Genomic DNA, 13,248 nt, shown 5'->3' with positions numbered 1-13,248 from the left:
TGATATTGTTAATTGCTCAGCACCTTACCTGAGTGCTTTTGGCTTGTCGATAATATTGCGTTAAGAAGCTTTACAAAACTTGTCCGACCATTGCAAAGGCTGCTAGAATTGAAGGTCTTGTAAATATAACAAATAGCAACCTATTATAGGCAACGTTATTCAAAACACAGGCCATTTCATGATCATCAAGGCACAAAGTCCAGCGGGTTTTGCCGAAGAATACATTGTAAAATCAATCTGGAACGGGCATTTTGCGCCTGGCACAATTTTGCCAGCTGAACGCGAGCTTTCCGAATTGATTGGTGTGACGCGTACCACATTGCGTGAAGTGTTGCAGCGTTTAGCGCGCGACGGCTGGTTAACCATTCAACATGGCAAGCCAACTCGCGTGAATAACTTTTGGGAAACCTCTGGGTTAAATATTCTAGAAACCTTGGCGCGCCTAGACGAAGACGGCATGCCCGAGTTAGTTGACCAACTGCTTTCGGCACGTACCAATATTAGTGCTATTTATATTCGCCAAGCGGTACGTAACGCCCCCGAAAAAGTCGCTGAATTACTGCAAGAAGCAGAAGGTTTAGAAGACACGGCTGAAGCATTTAGCCAATACGATTACCGCTTAAACCATGATTTAGCGCAGGCCTCTGGCAATCCTATTTATGTGTTGGTACTTAATGGCTTTAAAGGCCTGTACTCGCGCATTGGTAATTTTTATTTTTCGAACGCTGAAGCCCGTAAGTTAGCGCGTAAATACTATGCAGATCTTAAAGAAATGGCTGCTGATTCGCGTCGTGACGATGCGGTGATGCTGGTGCGTGAATATGGTTATCAGTCGGGCCGTATTTGGCACAGCATGCGCGGCGACATTCCCGATAATTTAGTGGAATAATTGCAAAAGCGATAAGATAGAAGAGCAAGAGCGATATTAGATATTAGATATTAGATATTGGATATTAGATAAAAGCAGCTACGAGAAGTTAGCTAGCTGGCCACGGCATTAGTAATTCGGTTAAGATTCACTAGATAATAATAAAAAACTGGTGAATCTTAATGACCCCCTCAAAATTAATCCTCGTTATAAAATTAACAGCTATTGTCTTGTTGCTAAGTTTAGCTGGTTGTCAGTCAACATCATCTGATAAGCCAGTATATGCAGGGCCTGTATTACCCGACAATTATGACTTCAAGTTTGGTGATAAAGACATGGCCGCAGCCATGCACGCGGTTTATTTACACCGAACCGATGAATTAGAACAGCTACTCAAGGCAAAAAAATTCTATTGGTATATTAACTTTGGGCATCTTGAGTCGGCCCCTTTACTTTCTCACCTTGCCATAATTTCGTCGTGTTACGACTGTATTGATGTGTTTGCGAAGGTTGGGTTTGACCTGAATAAACGCGATAAGTACGGCCGCACGCCGCTAATTTATGCCGCCTTGTCGTCGAAGCCGAAATTTATTCCGTTATTAGCCGCACATAGCGACATTGACGCGCGTTTAGATGAGAAAACAGGGTTCACTGCTTTGCATATGGCCACCAATAAGAATTTTCCAGCCACTATTAAAGCATTGGTAGAGCAGGGTGCCGATATTGAAGCCCGTGATGTGAATCAATGGACTGCACTGCACCATGCGGTGCAAATGGGCTTTGTTAAAAGCAGCAAAATACTGTTAGAACTGGGCGCAAACCCAAATGCGCTATCGGTTAGTCATTGGACAACGCTACACCAAACGGGCAATCGCATTAATACAGCCGATGAGGCCAATATAGCGGCCATAACGAAACTATTATTAGATGCCGGCGTGAATATAGATGTGCAGTCGGATAAAGGCATTACGGCCCTGCAATTGAGTATTTGGCAACGTCGTGACAGCGTGACGGAGTTATTATTAGCGCAAAACTCGGATATTCATGTGGTCGACAATGAAGGATGGTCGGCATTGTCATATGCGGTAGATAAAGGCGATATAAAAACGGCAAAAGTATTACTTGATGCCGGAGTAGACCCACAGCCACGTTCATCAACCGGTTGGACACCTTTGATGTTTTTAGCGAACGATAATTATCAACATGACGAGTTAATTATTGAGTTCGCTGAGCTGCTTATTGAGCACGGTGCGTCGGTTTTTAATATAAACAATGGCGGCAAATCTATTGCTGACTTAGCAAAAGAAAATAATAAAACGGCGTTGTTGAAATTGTTGGAATACCACGGTGCAAAGACGACCGATTAATCGACATAAAAAAGCCCGCTTGAAGCGGGCTTTTGATTAACTGGCTTATTAATTAAGCAAAGTTTTTCGCTACGAAATCCCAGTTTACTAGGTTCCAGAATGCGTTTAAGTAGTTCGGGCGTGCATTACGATAATCGATGTAATAAGCGTGCTCCCAAACGTCAACGGTTAGGATAGGGGTAACTGACGAGTCAGTTAATGGGGTTTCAGCGTTGCTGGTGTTCACGATAGCTACTGAACCGTCAGCTTTTTTCACCAGCCAAGTCCAGCCTGAACCGAAGTTGCCAGCTGCTTGCGCGCTGAATTCTTCTTTGAACTTGTCGAATGAACCGAACGCCGCGTTTATAGCGTCAGCTACAGCGCCAGTTGGTGCGCCGCCGCCATTTGGGCTTAGGCAGTTCCAGTAGAACGTGTGGTTCCATACTTGGGCCGCGTTGTTAAATACGCCGCCTTTTGAAGTCTTGATAATGTCTTCGAGTGACTTGCCTTCAAGGTCGGTGCCTTTTACCGCATCGTTCAGCTTAGTCACGTAAGTTTGGTGATGCTTACCATAGTGGTATTCAATGGTTTCAGCTGAAATATGTGGCTCAAGTGCATTTTTCTCGTAAGGCAATGCTGGTAATTCAAATGCCATGTCGACTCTCCGTTGTTGTTGAAAAATGAATGTTTGTTGTGGTTTTAAATTCTTAGCATTTTACCATTGAATTCAAAACTTGCTGTCACTATATAGTTAAATTGTGGCACAAAAGTTTATTTCAAGGGGTAATTTTACCCAAAAGTATAACTTGTTTGTGGCGATTTGGCGTACTGAAACTGTCATGGACATGTGTTAAACTGTGCGCCGTTTGAAACGCTTAATACCTGAGGTAATCATGGAAACTGTTGAAAAGATTAAGCAGCAGATCGCAGAAAACCCGATTCTGTTATACATGAAAGGTTCTCCGAAGTTGCCAAGTTGCGGCTTCTCTTCGCAGGCTTCACAAGCCCTAATGAGCTGTGGCCAAGCCTTTGCGTATGTTGATATTCTGCAAAACCCTGAAATTCGCGCTGAGCTGCCTAAATATGCAGACTGGCCAACGTTCCCGCAATTGTGGGTAGAAGGCGAGCTTATTGGCGGTTGTGACATTATTTTGGAAATGTTCCAAAAGGGTGAGTTACAAGAATTAATTAATGAAGTGGCTGCGCGTCATCCGGCGCCAGAAGCTGAGTAATTTTCGTTTAAACACACAATAAAATGGAGATAAACCATGGGTGTATTAGTAGGTCGTAAGGCTCCTAACTTTACTGCTGCTGCAGTATTAGGCAACGGTGAAATTGTTGAAAACTTCAACTTGTTCGAGCAAATCAAAGGTAAAAAAGCAGTTATCTTTTTCTACCCACTCGACTTCACTTTCGTATGTCCTTCTGAGTTGATCGCTTTTGATCACCGTTTAGAAGAATTCAAAAAGCGCGGCGTTGAAGTTATTGGTGTGTCTATCGACTCACAATTCACGCACAACGCATGGCGTAACACTGCCGAAGCTGACGGCGGTATCGGTGAAGTGAAATATCCATTGGTTGCAGACGTGAAGCACTCTATCTGCCGTGCTTATGACGTTGAGCACCCAGAAGCTGGCGTTGCTTTCCGTGCGTCATTCTTAATCGATGAAGACGGCGTTGTACGTCACCAAATCGTGAACGACTTACCATTAGGTCGTAACATTGACGAAATGATTCGTTTGGTTGACGCGTTGAACTTCCACCAGAAGCACGGCGACGTTTGCCCAGCTGGTTGGAAAGAAGGCGACGAAGGTATGAAGGCTGACCCGAAAGGTGTTGCTGATTACCTGTCTAAAAACGCTAGCAAGCTGTAAAGAGCAAAAGCGATATTCGTTATTAGATAGTTGATATTAGCGAAATACGGAAGGTCGCCCTTGGGCGGCCTTTTTTATTTGCGCCAATAAATATTGTGGTGTACATTGTACACGATTAATTAATGTGTCATAAGGAGATGGAATTGAGTCATGGAATGACCTTTGTTGAAACGTCTTTGTTTACTCGACAAATGAACGAGTGTTCAACCGATGATGAACTTCGAATGTTGCAAATTGAGCTCATTGCTAACCCAGAGAAAGGAGCAGTAATTCCGGGAGCAGGAGGTTTACGTAAAGTCCGCATGGGTATTGGTAATTCAGGTAAAAGCGGAGGCGCAAGAGTCATTAATTACTTTGCTCAACCCGAGTATATCTATTTGTTGTTTGTTTACCTCAAGAGCAAAAAAATTAATTTGAGTGCAAAAGAGAAATCAATCTTGACAACGCTTGTTGCGCAGTTGAAAGGAGATATGAAATGACAGATTTTGATGAATTAAAGGCTTCGCTGGAAGAAGCTGTAGCAATCAAAAATGGGCAGTGTCAACCTGCTCGTGAATTTTCATATAAAGTTGCTGATGTAAAAGCGATTCGTCAGCAGTTAAAAGTTTCGCAAGTGGAATTCGCACAGGCGCTGGGTACAAGTGTTGATACCGTGAAAAGCTGGGAGAGCAAACGCCGCAATCCGACAGGCTTAGCCGCTAAGGTTCTGTCGACCATTGAGGAAGAGCCCGCCGTATACCATGCAATTGCTAATCGTTAGTGTTGCAGGGCGAAAGCGACGGCGCTCGCGGCGTGAATTTCGGTGGTGTCGTAGAGTTTGATGGTGGTGTCTGATTGGTTGATTAACATGCCAATTTCAGTGCAGCCTAAAATAACCGCTTCGGCGCCGAATTCGGCCATTTCTTGAATAATCTCTAAGTAATCTACTTTCGAATTAGCTTCTACTTTTCCTCGGCACAATTCGTTGAAAATAACCTCATTGATGCGGTTGCGCTGTGCAGCGTTCGGCACTACTACGCAAACACCGTGATCTTCGAGGCGCTGCCGATAGAAGTCTTGCTCCATGGTGAATTTGGTGCCAAGTAGGGCAATGGTCGTGACGCCATCGGCTTGCAAAGCCGCTGCGGTGGCATCAACAATATGCAGTAACGGTATTTGCACAGCCAGCTCTATTTCTGGTGCTACTTTGTGCATAGTGTTGGTGGCTAAAACAATAAAATCAGCCCCTGCGGTTTCAAGAGCTTGTGCCGCTTCAGTGAGAATTTCGGCGGTGCCGTCCCAGTCCCCGGCATGCTGCAATGGTTCAATTTCGGCAAAATCGACGCTGTATAAAATAAGTTTAGCGCAATGCAAACCGCCAAGTTGTTCACGTACTTTCTGATTAATTAGCCGGTAATAGGTTTGCGTAGATTCCCAGCTCATACCGCCAATAACACCGATGGTTTTCATACGTCGTGACTCCGAAGTTGCATTACTTGCATCATCTAGATAACTTGATAGAACATGTTAAGGACTTTATACCATGAAAAAATACGATGTTGCCGACGTTTTGCAGTTTTGGTTTAGCGAGCTGACCCCAGCGCAATGGTTTGCTAAAAGTGACGAACTTGATGCACAAATAACCCAGCGTTTTGGCGGTATGTTACAGGCTGCTGCCGCTGGCGAGCTGTGGCAGTGGCGGCAGAATAGTAGCGGCAGACTGGCTGAAATCATTGTGCTTGACCAGTTCTCCCGCAATGTTTACCGAGATACCCCACAAGCATTCGCGCAAGACCCAATGGCATTAGTTTTAGCACAAGAAGCCGTCGCTGCAGGTTGCGATGCTAATTTAAATGTCGCCGAGAAGGCATTTTTGTACATGCCCTACATGCACAGCGAGTCAGCGGGAATTCATGAGCAGGCAGTAGAATTATTCAATCAACCCGGCCTTGCAACAAACTACGATTTTGAGCTGAGACACAAAGTAATTATTGATCGTTTTGGCCGCTACCCACACCGAAATGACATTTTAGGTCGAAAATCTAGTGCCGAAGAAATTGAATTTTTAAACCAGCCGGGTTCGTCATTTTAATGGCGGAGTCGGTATTTATTGGCGTTGATGTTTCCTGTGCGCTGAAAAAGCGTATTCCCATTGTGTTTGCGTTGAAGCGTGAAGGGCGTTTAGTACCATTGCCAGCACGGCATTTACCAATGAAAGCGCCTTATGGGCATGGTAATCGGTACGTGATTGAGCACCAGAGAAATCTCGATTATGCCAATGCTGTACGCGACTATGTGGTTAAAGTCTGTAACCATTTTGGGGTGCAGCCAGCGCGCATTGGTGTTGACTCGCCGTTGCGTCCTCGCTCCGAAGCTCTAGATTACCGTATTGCTGAGCGGGCCCTAAACCAGGCGGGAATTAGCTGCTATAAGACCCCATCGGCGAGCGAGTTTGAAGATATTAAGGCTAAAGCTCGGCGACATTTGGCGATTGGTGGTGCGCTGCAGCGCATGCCACACGCCATGCAATTGTGGATGCTGGCGGGCATTGAAATTGCCCGTGAATTGGCCACTATCGCGCCAGTTCGTGAAGTATTTCCACAAGCTAATATTCGTTTGTTACTTCCTAATGTGCCACATAAAAGTGGCAAAGGGGTGCCGCTAATGCAGCTGCAAGCATTAGCGAAGCAAACGGGCTGGCCGTGCACGCAAGAAGAGTGGAAAGCGTTGAAACAGATCAGCGCTGGCGGCACGCATGACCAGGTGGATGCGTACAGTGCCGCCTGGGTAGCAAGTTTACCGGAAACAGACGTAAACGTTTTTGGTGATATTCAGCAACAAGACGCCATTTGGGTGCCGCATCGCGACGTTATAAAGCCTTAGCGCGAAAACGTTTGCCTTTGATTTTATCGATGTTTATCAGTGATAACGCATGCTTAGCACTAGTGTTCTTTACGGTGACAAACGACCACTGATTTTGCACTTTAATTTTACCAATATCAGCCATAGTCAGTTTGTTGTCGCGCGTTAATGCGCCCACAATGTCGCCCGGGCGCAGTTTGTCTTTTTTCCCGCCACTTATTTGCAAAGTAACTACATCGCTTTTTAATGGCTTCGCTGAGTTTGCTGGCTCTGGCAATGGCTGCAATTGAATGGGCGCTGCCATGGTGTCTTCAAGTAAACGCATTTTGTAATCGTCTTGCGGGCCAATTAAGGTTACTGCAAGCCCTTCAGCACCCGCACGCCCGGTACGCCCAATACGGTGGGTGTGGGTATCAAGGTCATGGGCCATATTCACGCTAATCACTAAATCAAGCTCAGCAATATCAAGGCCGCGAGCGGCTACGTCGGTGGCCACTAATACGCGCGTGCTGCCATGACTGAACTGGATCATAGTTTGATCGCGATCTTTTTGTTCTAAATCGCCATGCAGCGCTAATGCGCTAAAACCCTTTGCTGCTAATTTGTCGGCAATAGTTTGCGCTTCGGCTTTGGTGTTACAAAACACCATGGCATTGGCAGGCTGCAAGTCTAATAGCAATTGCTGCACCGCGTAGGCCGAAAATGTATCGGCTAAATTAAAAAAGCGTTGCACAATGTTGGCTTTGGTTTGTGCGGCGGCAACCTTAATGTGTTCCGCTTTGGGTGTTACGTGCTTAGTAAGTTGCGCAATGCCGGCCGGGTAAGTTGCGCTAAAGAGCATGTTCTGACGAGCGGAAGGCGTTTTGGCAATAATCGCTTTCATATCATCTTGAAAGCCCATTTCGAGCATACGGTCTGCTTCATCAAGCACTAAAGTGCTGAGTTTTGAAAAATCGAGGCGCTGTTGGCTTAGGTGATCAAGCACGCGGCCGGGCGTGCCCACCAATACATGCGCACCGTGCTCAAACGAAGCAATTTGACTGCGCGCCGGTACGCCGCCGCAAAGTGTCAGCACTTTTACGTTACCCATGGTTTTGGCTAATCCACGAATAGTTTCAGCAACTTGCTCGGCAAGCTCGCGAGTAGGGCACAACACCAAGGCCTGAGGAGAAAAATCGTTGGTATTTAATTTAGCTAAAATACCTAGCGCAAATGCTGCGGTTTTGCCTGAACCTGTTTCTGCCTGCACCACCACGTCATCGCCCCGAAGAATAATGGGTAAACTTAACGCTTGCACAGGGGTAGTGTTGGAAAAACCGGCCTCTTTAATGCTGTCTAATAGTGCTTTAGGCAGTTGTAAGGCAGTAAATAATGGCAGTGCAGGCGTGGCTTCAGACATGATGATAAATCGCTTGTTAAAAATAATGCGCCATTATACCAGAGTCTTTGTTTAGGTTTTTTATTTATGGTTCGGTAATTATTCTTGCGCGAATTTTCTCGGTTGGTTAAATTTCATCTAATTCATTCAAGGGAATATTTTAGATGCTGCGCAGAAACGGAACCGTAATGAGCTGGAATGCTGACAAAGGTTATGGTTTTATCCAATCTGCAAACAATCATCAGCAATTTTTTGCGCATATTACAGCTTTTTCAAATCGGCGCCGTCAACCAACCATCGGCGACCACGTTACCTTTACGGAACAACGCCAAGCAGATAATAAACATCGCGCTGTTGACATTGATTATGTGCGTACCAAGCTCAGCTTTGCATTATTACCCGTTCTAACCATTGCCTCTGCCTTTATTGTGGTTATCGCTTATTTCGGATTGCTGGGCTATTTACCAACTCAGCTCTGGTGGAGCTTCACTTTCGCCAGCGTTGTTGCCTATATTTTTTATGCATTCGATAAAAAAGCAGCACTAAACAATAAGCGCAGAACACCTGAAGACTTTCTGCAATTTTTGGCATTAATAGGCGGTTGGCCGGGCGCTTTAATAGCGCAACAGCAATTTCGCCATAAAACTAGAAAGAGATCGTTTCGAGTGGTGTTTTATTTGGCGGTACTGATAAACATAGGGGCGATTACTTTTTATATGTTGGAAAAAGACACGATTATTCAATGGATAAAAGCCATGCTAGGTGCGATTAAATTGTAAAACTATAACTTTTGTCATGCGAAATTCATGAAAGCATGGTTAAATACGCTCGTTTATGTCGCTAATTGGTCAAATAGTGATCAATGCCGACTAAAAACACTCGATGTACACACCAATAATATTAAAAAATATAAAAGGTAAATCGATGAGCGCCCACACCAATAAAAGCCTTTTCAAAAAAGGTCTAATTGCGGTATCTAGTTTTTCTTTATTATCACTTTCTTTTACGGTTTTTGCAGCACCTCCAGCTGGTTATTACAACAACGTTGATGCGACCAATGCGCAAACTTTACAGCAGTCATTGCATGAAATAATTGATGACCATCAGCGCTTCCCATATACCTCAAGTAGCACCGACACATGGGATATTTTGGAAGCGGCAGACCAAGACCCAGATAACCCCAACAACGTTATCGACATTTATAAAAATGCCAGTTACGGAAAAGTTGGCGGCGGTAATACCTTATATAACCGCGAACATAGTTGGCCAAAATCATATGGTTTTCCAAATGACGGCAGCAGCAATTACGCTTATACCGACGCCCACCACTTATTTATTTCCGATAGTAGTTATAACTCCAGCCGCAGTAATAAACCATACGCCAATTGCACCTCTGCATGTACAGAAAAACCCACTGAATTTAATAACGGTCGTGGCGGTAGCTCTAGCCAATCGAACTGGACTGATGGTTCGTTTGATACGGGCAGTTGGGAAACATGGTCTGGCCGTCGAGGCGACGTCGCGCGTGCGCTAATGTACATGGCGGTGCGTTACGAAGGTGGCACCCACGGTGTAACGGGCCACAGTGAGCCTGATTTGATCTTAACTGATGATCGCAACTTAATTGCGCAGTCAAACCAAGGCGCGAACATTTCGGTTGCTTACATGGGCTTAAAGTCGGTGTTGCTGCAATGGCACCAAGAAGACCCCGTAGACGACATGGAGCGCCGTCGTAACGACGTTGTGTATTCGTATCAAGGCAACCGTAACCCGTTTATTGATAACCCTGAATACGTGGCGTGCGTGTTCGAGAACATCTGTAACGGCGGTGGCGGTGGCTCGGGCGACACCACAGCCCCAGCAGCACCTAGCTACCTAAGTGCAACGCCAGGTACTGGCATTGTTTCACTGGCGTGGAACCAAGGCAGTGAAAGCGACCTGGCGGGCTATTACGTGTATCGCAGAGATATGTCGGGCAGCAATTATACCCGTTTGAACACTGCCTTGATTACGACCGCGGCGTTTGACGATTACAACGTGACCGGTGGCAGCACATACTTCTATGTGGTTACCGCGGTAGATACCTCGGGCAACGAGTCGGTATTTAGCAGCGAAGTAAACGCCACGCCAAACCAAGGTTCAACCGACAGTGGCCAAGTTTGGATTAACGAGTTGCACTATGATAACGATGGTACTGACACCGGCGAATTTGTTGAAGTAGCCGGCAGCGCAGGTACAGACCTTAGCGGTTGGCAGATTATTGCTTACAACGGCAACGGTGGTGGCGCGTACGCAACCGGCAATTTAAGCGGCGTTATAACCAACCAAAGCAACGGGTTTGGCGCGGTTAGTGTTGCCATGAGTGGCCTGCAAAATGGCTCGCCAGATGGCGTGGCACTTATTGACGCACAAGGCTCTGTGGTGCAATTTTTAAGCTACGAAGGCAGCTTTACCGCAACCGATGGCCCAGCTAGCGGCATGACCTCACAAGACATTGGCGTTAGTGAAACCACGTCAACGCCAGTAGGCCAGTCATTGCAATTAGCAGGCTCGGGTAGCCAATACAGTGACTTTAGTTGGCAGGCCCCACAAACAAGCAGCCCAGGCACGCTTAACGCTGGGCAAAGCTTTGTTAGCGCAGAGCCAGTTAACGAAGCGCCTGTCGCTTCGTTTTCAACCACCTGCAACAACTTAGACTGCTCGTTTGATGGGGCTGCGAGTACGGACACAGACGGCAGTGTGGTGAGTTACAGCTGGGACTTTGGCGATGGTAACGCAGCCAGTGGCGTTAGCGTAAACCACAGCTATGCAGTTGCCGGTGACTACGCGGCTACATTAACTGTCACTGATAACGCCACTGCCACAGACACCATGACCGTTGTGTTGTCAGTTACGGCTCCACCAGCAGCCCCTGTGGTGTGGATTAACGAGTTGCATTACGACAACAAAGGCGGCGACCGCAATGAGTTTGTTGAAGTTGCAGGTACTGCCGGAAGTGACGTAAGTGGCTGGTCTATTCAGGGCTACAACGGTGCCGATGGCGGTGTATATGCAAGCATTAGTTTAAGCGGCGTTATTGCCAACCAACAAAATGGCTTTGGAACGTTAGCGTTTGACTTTAGCGGCTTGCAAAATGGCTCGCCAGACGGCTTAGCGCTTGTTGACGCCCAAGGCCAGGTGGTGCAGTTTATTAGCTACGAAGGCACTTTTGTGGCTTCGGCTGGTGCTGCTGCTGGGTTAACGTCTGAAGCCATTGGCGTCGAGGAAACCTCAAACACCTCAGCCAATGACTCGCTGCAACTTAGCGGCAGTGGCTCGCAGTACAGCGACTTTATTTGGCAAAACCCCGCACGCAACACCGCGGGCAGCGTGAATAACGGCCAAACCTTAGGTTTGTAACGGTTTGCTGGCGTCGATTTGAATAACGCACGAATGAAAAGGGGCTTTTTAGCCCCTTTTGCTTAGTTTAATTGGATTCGCCGTGCTATTTTTCGCATTTGAATGCTTAAGGGAAAATTTATGATTAATGAAATTAAAATTTGGTGGCGCTCAGTGCCAAAAGCCCAGAAAACTGGTCTGATTGTGTTAGCCGTATTTATTGCCGCAGCTCTTATCATGAGCTTTGGAGTGATTATTGGTTCATCTCTCGGCAGGGCGTTCTAACGTTATTCTCATTGCAAAAAGAGATGTTTGTAGTGGCATAGTTAATTTGGTCACCTGATTATAGGTGCGCATTAATTTCACTGTGAGCTAAACATTTAATCTAACTTAAAGTAAAAAAGGACTTTATTGATGTTACGGATGCTAGTTTTTTCAAGCAGTCTATTGCTTGCAGGTTGTGCAAGTATCCCTCTGGCCACCATGCTGCAATTTAGTGGATTCGATGTTAATGCTTTTCAGAATATTAACCCGAGCGAGGTTCGTGCAAAAATTAGCATTGATGAGCCCGCGAATGTGAAAGCCGAATCGGTCGATCTTAATTTAGCGCTAAATGACAATAAAGGTAGTCGCACATTCACGTTTCCTTTGGCGCTGCTTGAACAAAACAAGATTAGCGCAGATACAGGTTTGTTTTTTTCAAGCCCTGCTAAAACCGAGTACGTTTTTAAGCTCGCTCCAAGCGCTATTGAGAGTTTTCAAGAAGTTCAGGGGATTATAGCCGCCAATTCAGGCGGCGGCTTTAAGTTATCTGTAGGTTCAGAATTTGAGCCTTTGCCGGAAAGTGTCAATGAAATTACCGTTTCAATTTTATTAAAGCTGACTGAGCAGTCTGACTACGTAACGCTAATCGATGAGGCTACGGTAACTATCGAGCGGGACAATTAACGATATGTGTGGGAATTATGAGAACAAACGCGTGTGTTTACCGACACCAAACGTGTATTACTAATACGATACTCGCCGCACTATAGCACTGTAATTCAAGCCTTGTTACATTCTGAACCTCGCGTTAAAGTCATTTTTTAGGCTGATTGTAATAAGATCGATGCTACACGGGGTGGTCGTGCAGAGGAAAATTAAATGACTAAACACATCGGGTCGTGCCTATGTGGTGACGTGAAATTTGAGGTGAAAGGCGAATTTGATAGCTTTTTTCTGTGCCACTGCAAACATTGTCAAAAAGACACCGGAACGGCACATGCGGCAAATTTGTTTTCACAATCTGCGACATTAACTTGGCTAAGCGGTGCTGACAAGGTTACATCGTTTACGCTGGCGGGTACACGCCATACCAAATGTTTTTGCAAAACATGCGGTTCAGCGTTGCCAAACTCGGCCATTAGCGGTTTACTTGTTGTTCCCGCGGGCAGCTTAGATACCGACGTTTTGAATAGGCCTACTGCCCACCTATTCGCCGCAAGTAAAGCAAGTTGGGATAACAACCTTGAGCGTTTGCCATCGTTTAAAAAATTACCCGAATAAAACATGTCTATCAGCTTG

Annotated in this window: 16 protein-coding genes; 13 read left to right on the top strand and 3 right to left on the bottom strand. The window is 45.8% G+C overall.

Annotated elements, in window-relative coordinates:
* The first annotated feature begins 178 nt into the window (after positions 1–178).
* Both fadR and ASC40_RS02420 read left to right on the top strand, forming a co-directional pair.
* On the top strand, positions 179–889 hold the full coding sequence (fadR, locus tag ASC40_RS02425) for a fatty acid metabolism transcriptional regulator FadR (protein ID WP_055438177.1): 711 nt from the start codon (positions 179–181) through the stop codon (positions 887–889).
* Positions 890–1,050: 161 nt separating this feature from the next.
* Positions 1,051–2,235, top strand: coding sequence for an ankyrin repeat domain-containing protein (locus tag ASC40_RS02420; protein WP_055438176.1), 1,185 nt, complete (start codon positions 1,051–1,053; stop codon positions 2,233–2,235).
* Between the two features lie 52 nt (positions 2,236–2,287).
* Here the strand turns inward: ASC40_RS02420 and sodB are convergent, their stop codons facing one another.
* Positions 2,288–2,869: a superoxide dismutase [Fe] gene (gene sodB / locus ASC40_RS02415; protein WP_055438175.1), complete on the bottom strand. Its 582-nt coding sequence runs from the start codon at positions 2,867–2,869 to the stop codon at positions 2,288–2,290.
* Between the two features lie 238 nt (positions 2,870–3,107).
* On the opposite strand from sodB, the gene ASC40_RS02410 reads away from it, so the two are divergent.
* The 4 genes from ASC40_RS02410 to nadS all read left to right on the top strand — a co-directional run bounded on the left by ASC40_RS02410 (position 3,108) and on the right by nadS (position 4,848).
* Positions 3,108–3,446, top strand: a complete 339-nt coding sequence (locus ASC40_RS02410; protein WP_055438174.1) for a Grx4 family monothiol glutaredoxin — start codon at positions 3,108–3,110, stop codon at positions 3,444–3,446.
* Between the two features lie 36 nt (positions 3,447–3,482).
* The gene (locus ASC40_RS02405; RefSeq protein ID WP_055438173.1) at positions 3,483–4,088 is read left to right on the top strand and encodes a peroxiredoxin; all 606 of its coding nucleotides are present in this window, start codon (positions 3,483–3,485) and stop codon (positions 4,086–4,088) included.
* Positions 4,089–4,231: 143 nt separating this feature from the next.
* Complete coding sequence (locus ASC40_RS02400) at positions 4,232–4,567, top strand: type II toxin-antitoxin system RelE/ParE family toxin (protein WP_055438516.1); 336 nt, start codon at positions 4,232–4,234, stop codon at positions 4,565–4,567.
* Entirely contained in the window at positions 4,564–4,848 is a 285-nt protein-coding gene (gene nadS / locus ASC40_RS02395; protein ID WP_055438172.1) for a NadS family protein, read from the top strand. Before ASC40_RS02400 ends, nadS begins: the two co-directional genes overlap by 4 nt.
* Here the strand turns inward: nadS and ASC40_RS02390 are convergent.
* Positions 4,845–5,537, bottom strand: a complete 693-nt coding sequence (locus tag ASC40_RS02390; RefSeq protein ID WP_055438171.1) for an aspartate/glutamate racemase family protein — start codon at positions 5,535–5,537, stop codon at positions 4,845–4,847. The genes nadS and ASC40_RS02390 overlap by 4 nt on opposite strands.
* Positions 5,538–5,610: 73 nt before the next feature.
* Between ASC40_RS02390 and ASC40_RS02385 the strand changes: the two genes are divergently transcribed.
* The gene (locus ASC40_RS02385; protein ID WP_055438170.1) at positions 5,611–6,159 is read left to right on the top strand and encodes a DUF924 family protein; all 549 of its coding nucleotides are present in this window, start codon (positions 5,611–5,613) and stop codon (positions 6,157–6,159) included.
* Positions 6,159–6,950 carry a DUF429 domain-containing protein gene (locus tag ASC40_RS02380; RefSeq protein WP_055438169.1) on the top strand — a complete coding sequence of 264 codons (792 nt, stop codon included), beginning with the start codon at positions 6,159–6,161 and terminating at the stop codon, positions 6,948–6,950. The genes ASC40_RS02385 and ASC40_RS02380 overlap by 1 nt, the downstream gene beginning before the upstream one ends.
* Here ASC40_RS02380 and dbpA read toward each other — a convergent pair.
* Positions 6,937–8,328, bottom strand: a complete 1,392-nt coding sequence (gene dbpA, locus ASC40_RS02375) for an ATP-dependent RNA helicase DbpA (protein WP_055438168.1) — start codon at positions 8,326–8,328, stop codon at positions 6,937–6,939. The genes ASC40_RS02380 and dbpA overlap by 14 nt on opposite strands.
* A gap of 167 nt (positions 8,329–8,495) precedes the next feature.
* On the opposite strand from dbpA, the gene ASC40_RS02370 reads away from it, so the two are divergent.
* The 5 genes from ASC40_RS02370 (at position 8,496) to ASC40_RS02355 (ending at position 13,230) form a co-directional block, all read left to right on the top strand.
* Entirely contained in the window at positions 8,496–9,086 is a 591-nt protein-coding gene (locus ASC40_RS02370) for a DUF1294 domain-containing protein (RefSeq protein WP_055438167.1), read from the top strand.
* Positions 9,087–9,231: 145 nt separating this feature from the next.
* Positions 9,232–11,706, top strand: coding sequence for an endonuclease (locus ASC40_RS02365; protein WP_055438166.1), 2,475 nt, complete (start codon positions 9,232–9,234; stop codon positions 11,704–11,706).
* A gap of 120 nt (positions 11,707–11,826) precedes the next feature.
* Positions 11,827–11,970 (top strand): hypothetical protein, encoded by a 144-nt coding sequence (locus tag ASC40_RS11830; RefSeq protein ID WP_157558840.1) that lies wholly within the window; start codon positions 11,827–11,829, stop codon positions 11,968–11,970.
* Between the two features lie 129 nt (positions 11,971–12,099).
* Positions 12,100–12,633, top strand: a complete 534-nt coding sequence (locus ASC40_RS02360) for a hypothetical protein (RefSeq protein ID WP_055438165.1) — start codon at positions 12,100–12,102, stop codon at positions 12,631–12,633.
* Positions 12,634–12,828: 195 nt separating this feature from the next.
* Positions 12,829–13,230: a GFA family protein gene (locus ASC40_RS02355; RefSeq protein ID WP_055438164.1), complete on the top strand. Its 402-nt coding sequence runs from the start codon at positions 12,829–12,831 to the stop codon at positions 13,228–13,230.
* Positions 13,231–13,248: the final 18 nt, after the last annotated feature.

Source organism: Pseudidiomarina woesei (assembly GCF_001418345.1).
Taxonomy (GTDB): Bacteria; Pseudomonadota; Gammaproteobacteria; order Enterobacterales; family Alteromonadaceae; genus Pseudidiomarina; species Pseudidiomarina woesei.
This window is presented reverse-complemented; position numbering and strand designations above follow the sequence as displayed.

What these genes read in the sequence shown, in the direction of transcription:
- ASC40_RS02385 (WP_055438170.1), top strand. Translation starts at nt 5,611, where the DNA reads ATGAAAAAATACGATGTTGCCGACGTTTTGCAGTTTTGGTTTAGCGAG.
- dbpA (WP_055438168.1), bottom strand. Translation starts at nt 8,328, where the DNA reads ATGTCTGAAGCCACGCCTGCACTGCCATTATTTACTGCCTTACAACTG.
- ASC40_RS02405 (WP_055438173.1), top strand. Translation starts at nt 3,483, where the DNA reads ATGGGTGTATTAGTAGGTCGTAAGGCTCCTAACTTTACTGCTGCTGCA.
- ASC40_RS02410 (WP_055438174.1), top strand. Translation starts at nt 3,108, where the DNA reads ATGGAAACTGTTGAAAAGATTAAGCAGCAGATCGCAGAAAACCCGATT.
- ASC40_RS02365 (WP_055438166.1), top strand. Translation starts at nt 9,232, where the DNA reads ATGAGCGCCCACACCAATAAAAGCCTTTTCAAAAAAGGTCTAATTGCG.
- ASC40_RS02355 (WP_055438164.1), top strand. Translation starts at nt 12,829, where the DNA reads ATGACTAAACACATCGGGTCGTGCCTATGTGGTGACGTGAAATTTGAG.
- nadS (WP_055438172.1), top strand. Translation starts at nt 4,564, where the DNA reads ATGACAGATTTTGATGAATTAAAGGCTTCGCTGGAAGAAGCTGTAGCA.
- ASC40_RS02360 (WP_055438165.1), top strand. Translation starts at nt 12,100, where the DNA reads ATGTTACGGATGCTAGTTTTTTCAAGCAGTCTATTGCTTGCAGGTTGT.
- ASC40_RS02390 (WP_055438171.1), bottom strand. Translation starts at nt 5,537, where the DNA reads ATGAAAACCATCGGTGTTATTGGCGGTATGAGCTGGGAATCTACGCAA.
- ASC40_RS11830 (WP_157558840.1), top strand. Translation starts at nt 11,827, where the DNA reads ATGATTAATGAAATTAAAATTTGGTGGCGCTCAGTGCCAAAAGCCCAG.
- sodB (WP_055438175.1), bottom strand. Translation starts at nt 2,869, where the DNA reads ATGGCATTTGAATTACCAGCATTGCCTTACGAGAAAAATGCACTTGAG.
- ASC40_RS02370 (WP_055438167.1), top strand. Translation starts at nt 8,496, where the DNA reads ATGAGCTGGAATGCTGACAAAGGTTATGGTTTTATCCAATCTGCAAAC.
- fadR (WP_055438177.1), top strand. Translation starts at nt 179, where the DNA reads ATGATCATCAAGGCACAAAGTCCAGCGGGTTTTGCCGAAGAATACATT.
- ASC40_RS02420 (WP_055438176.1), top strand. Translation starts at nt 1,051, where the DNA reads ATGACCCCCTCAAAATTAATCCTCGTTATAAAATTAACAGCTATTGTC.
- ASC40_RS02380 (WP_055438169.1), top strand. Translation starts at nt 6,159, where the DNA reads ATGGCGGAGTCGGTATTTATTGGCGTTGATGTTTCCTGTGCGCTGAAA.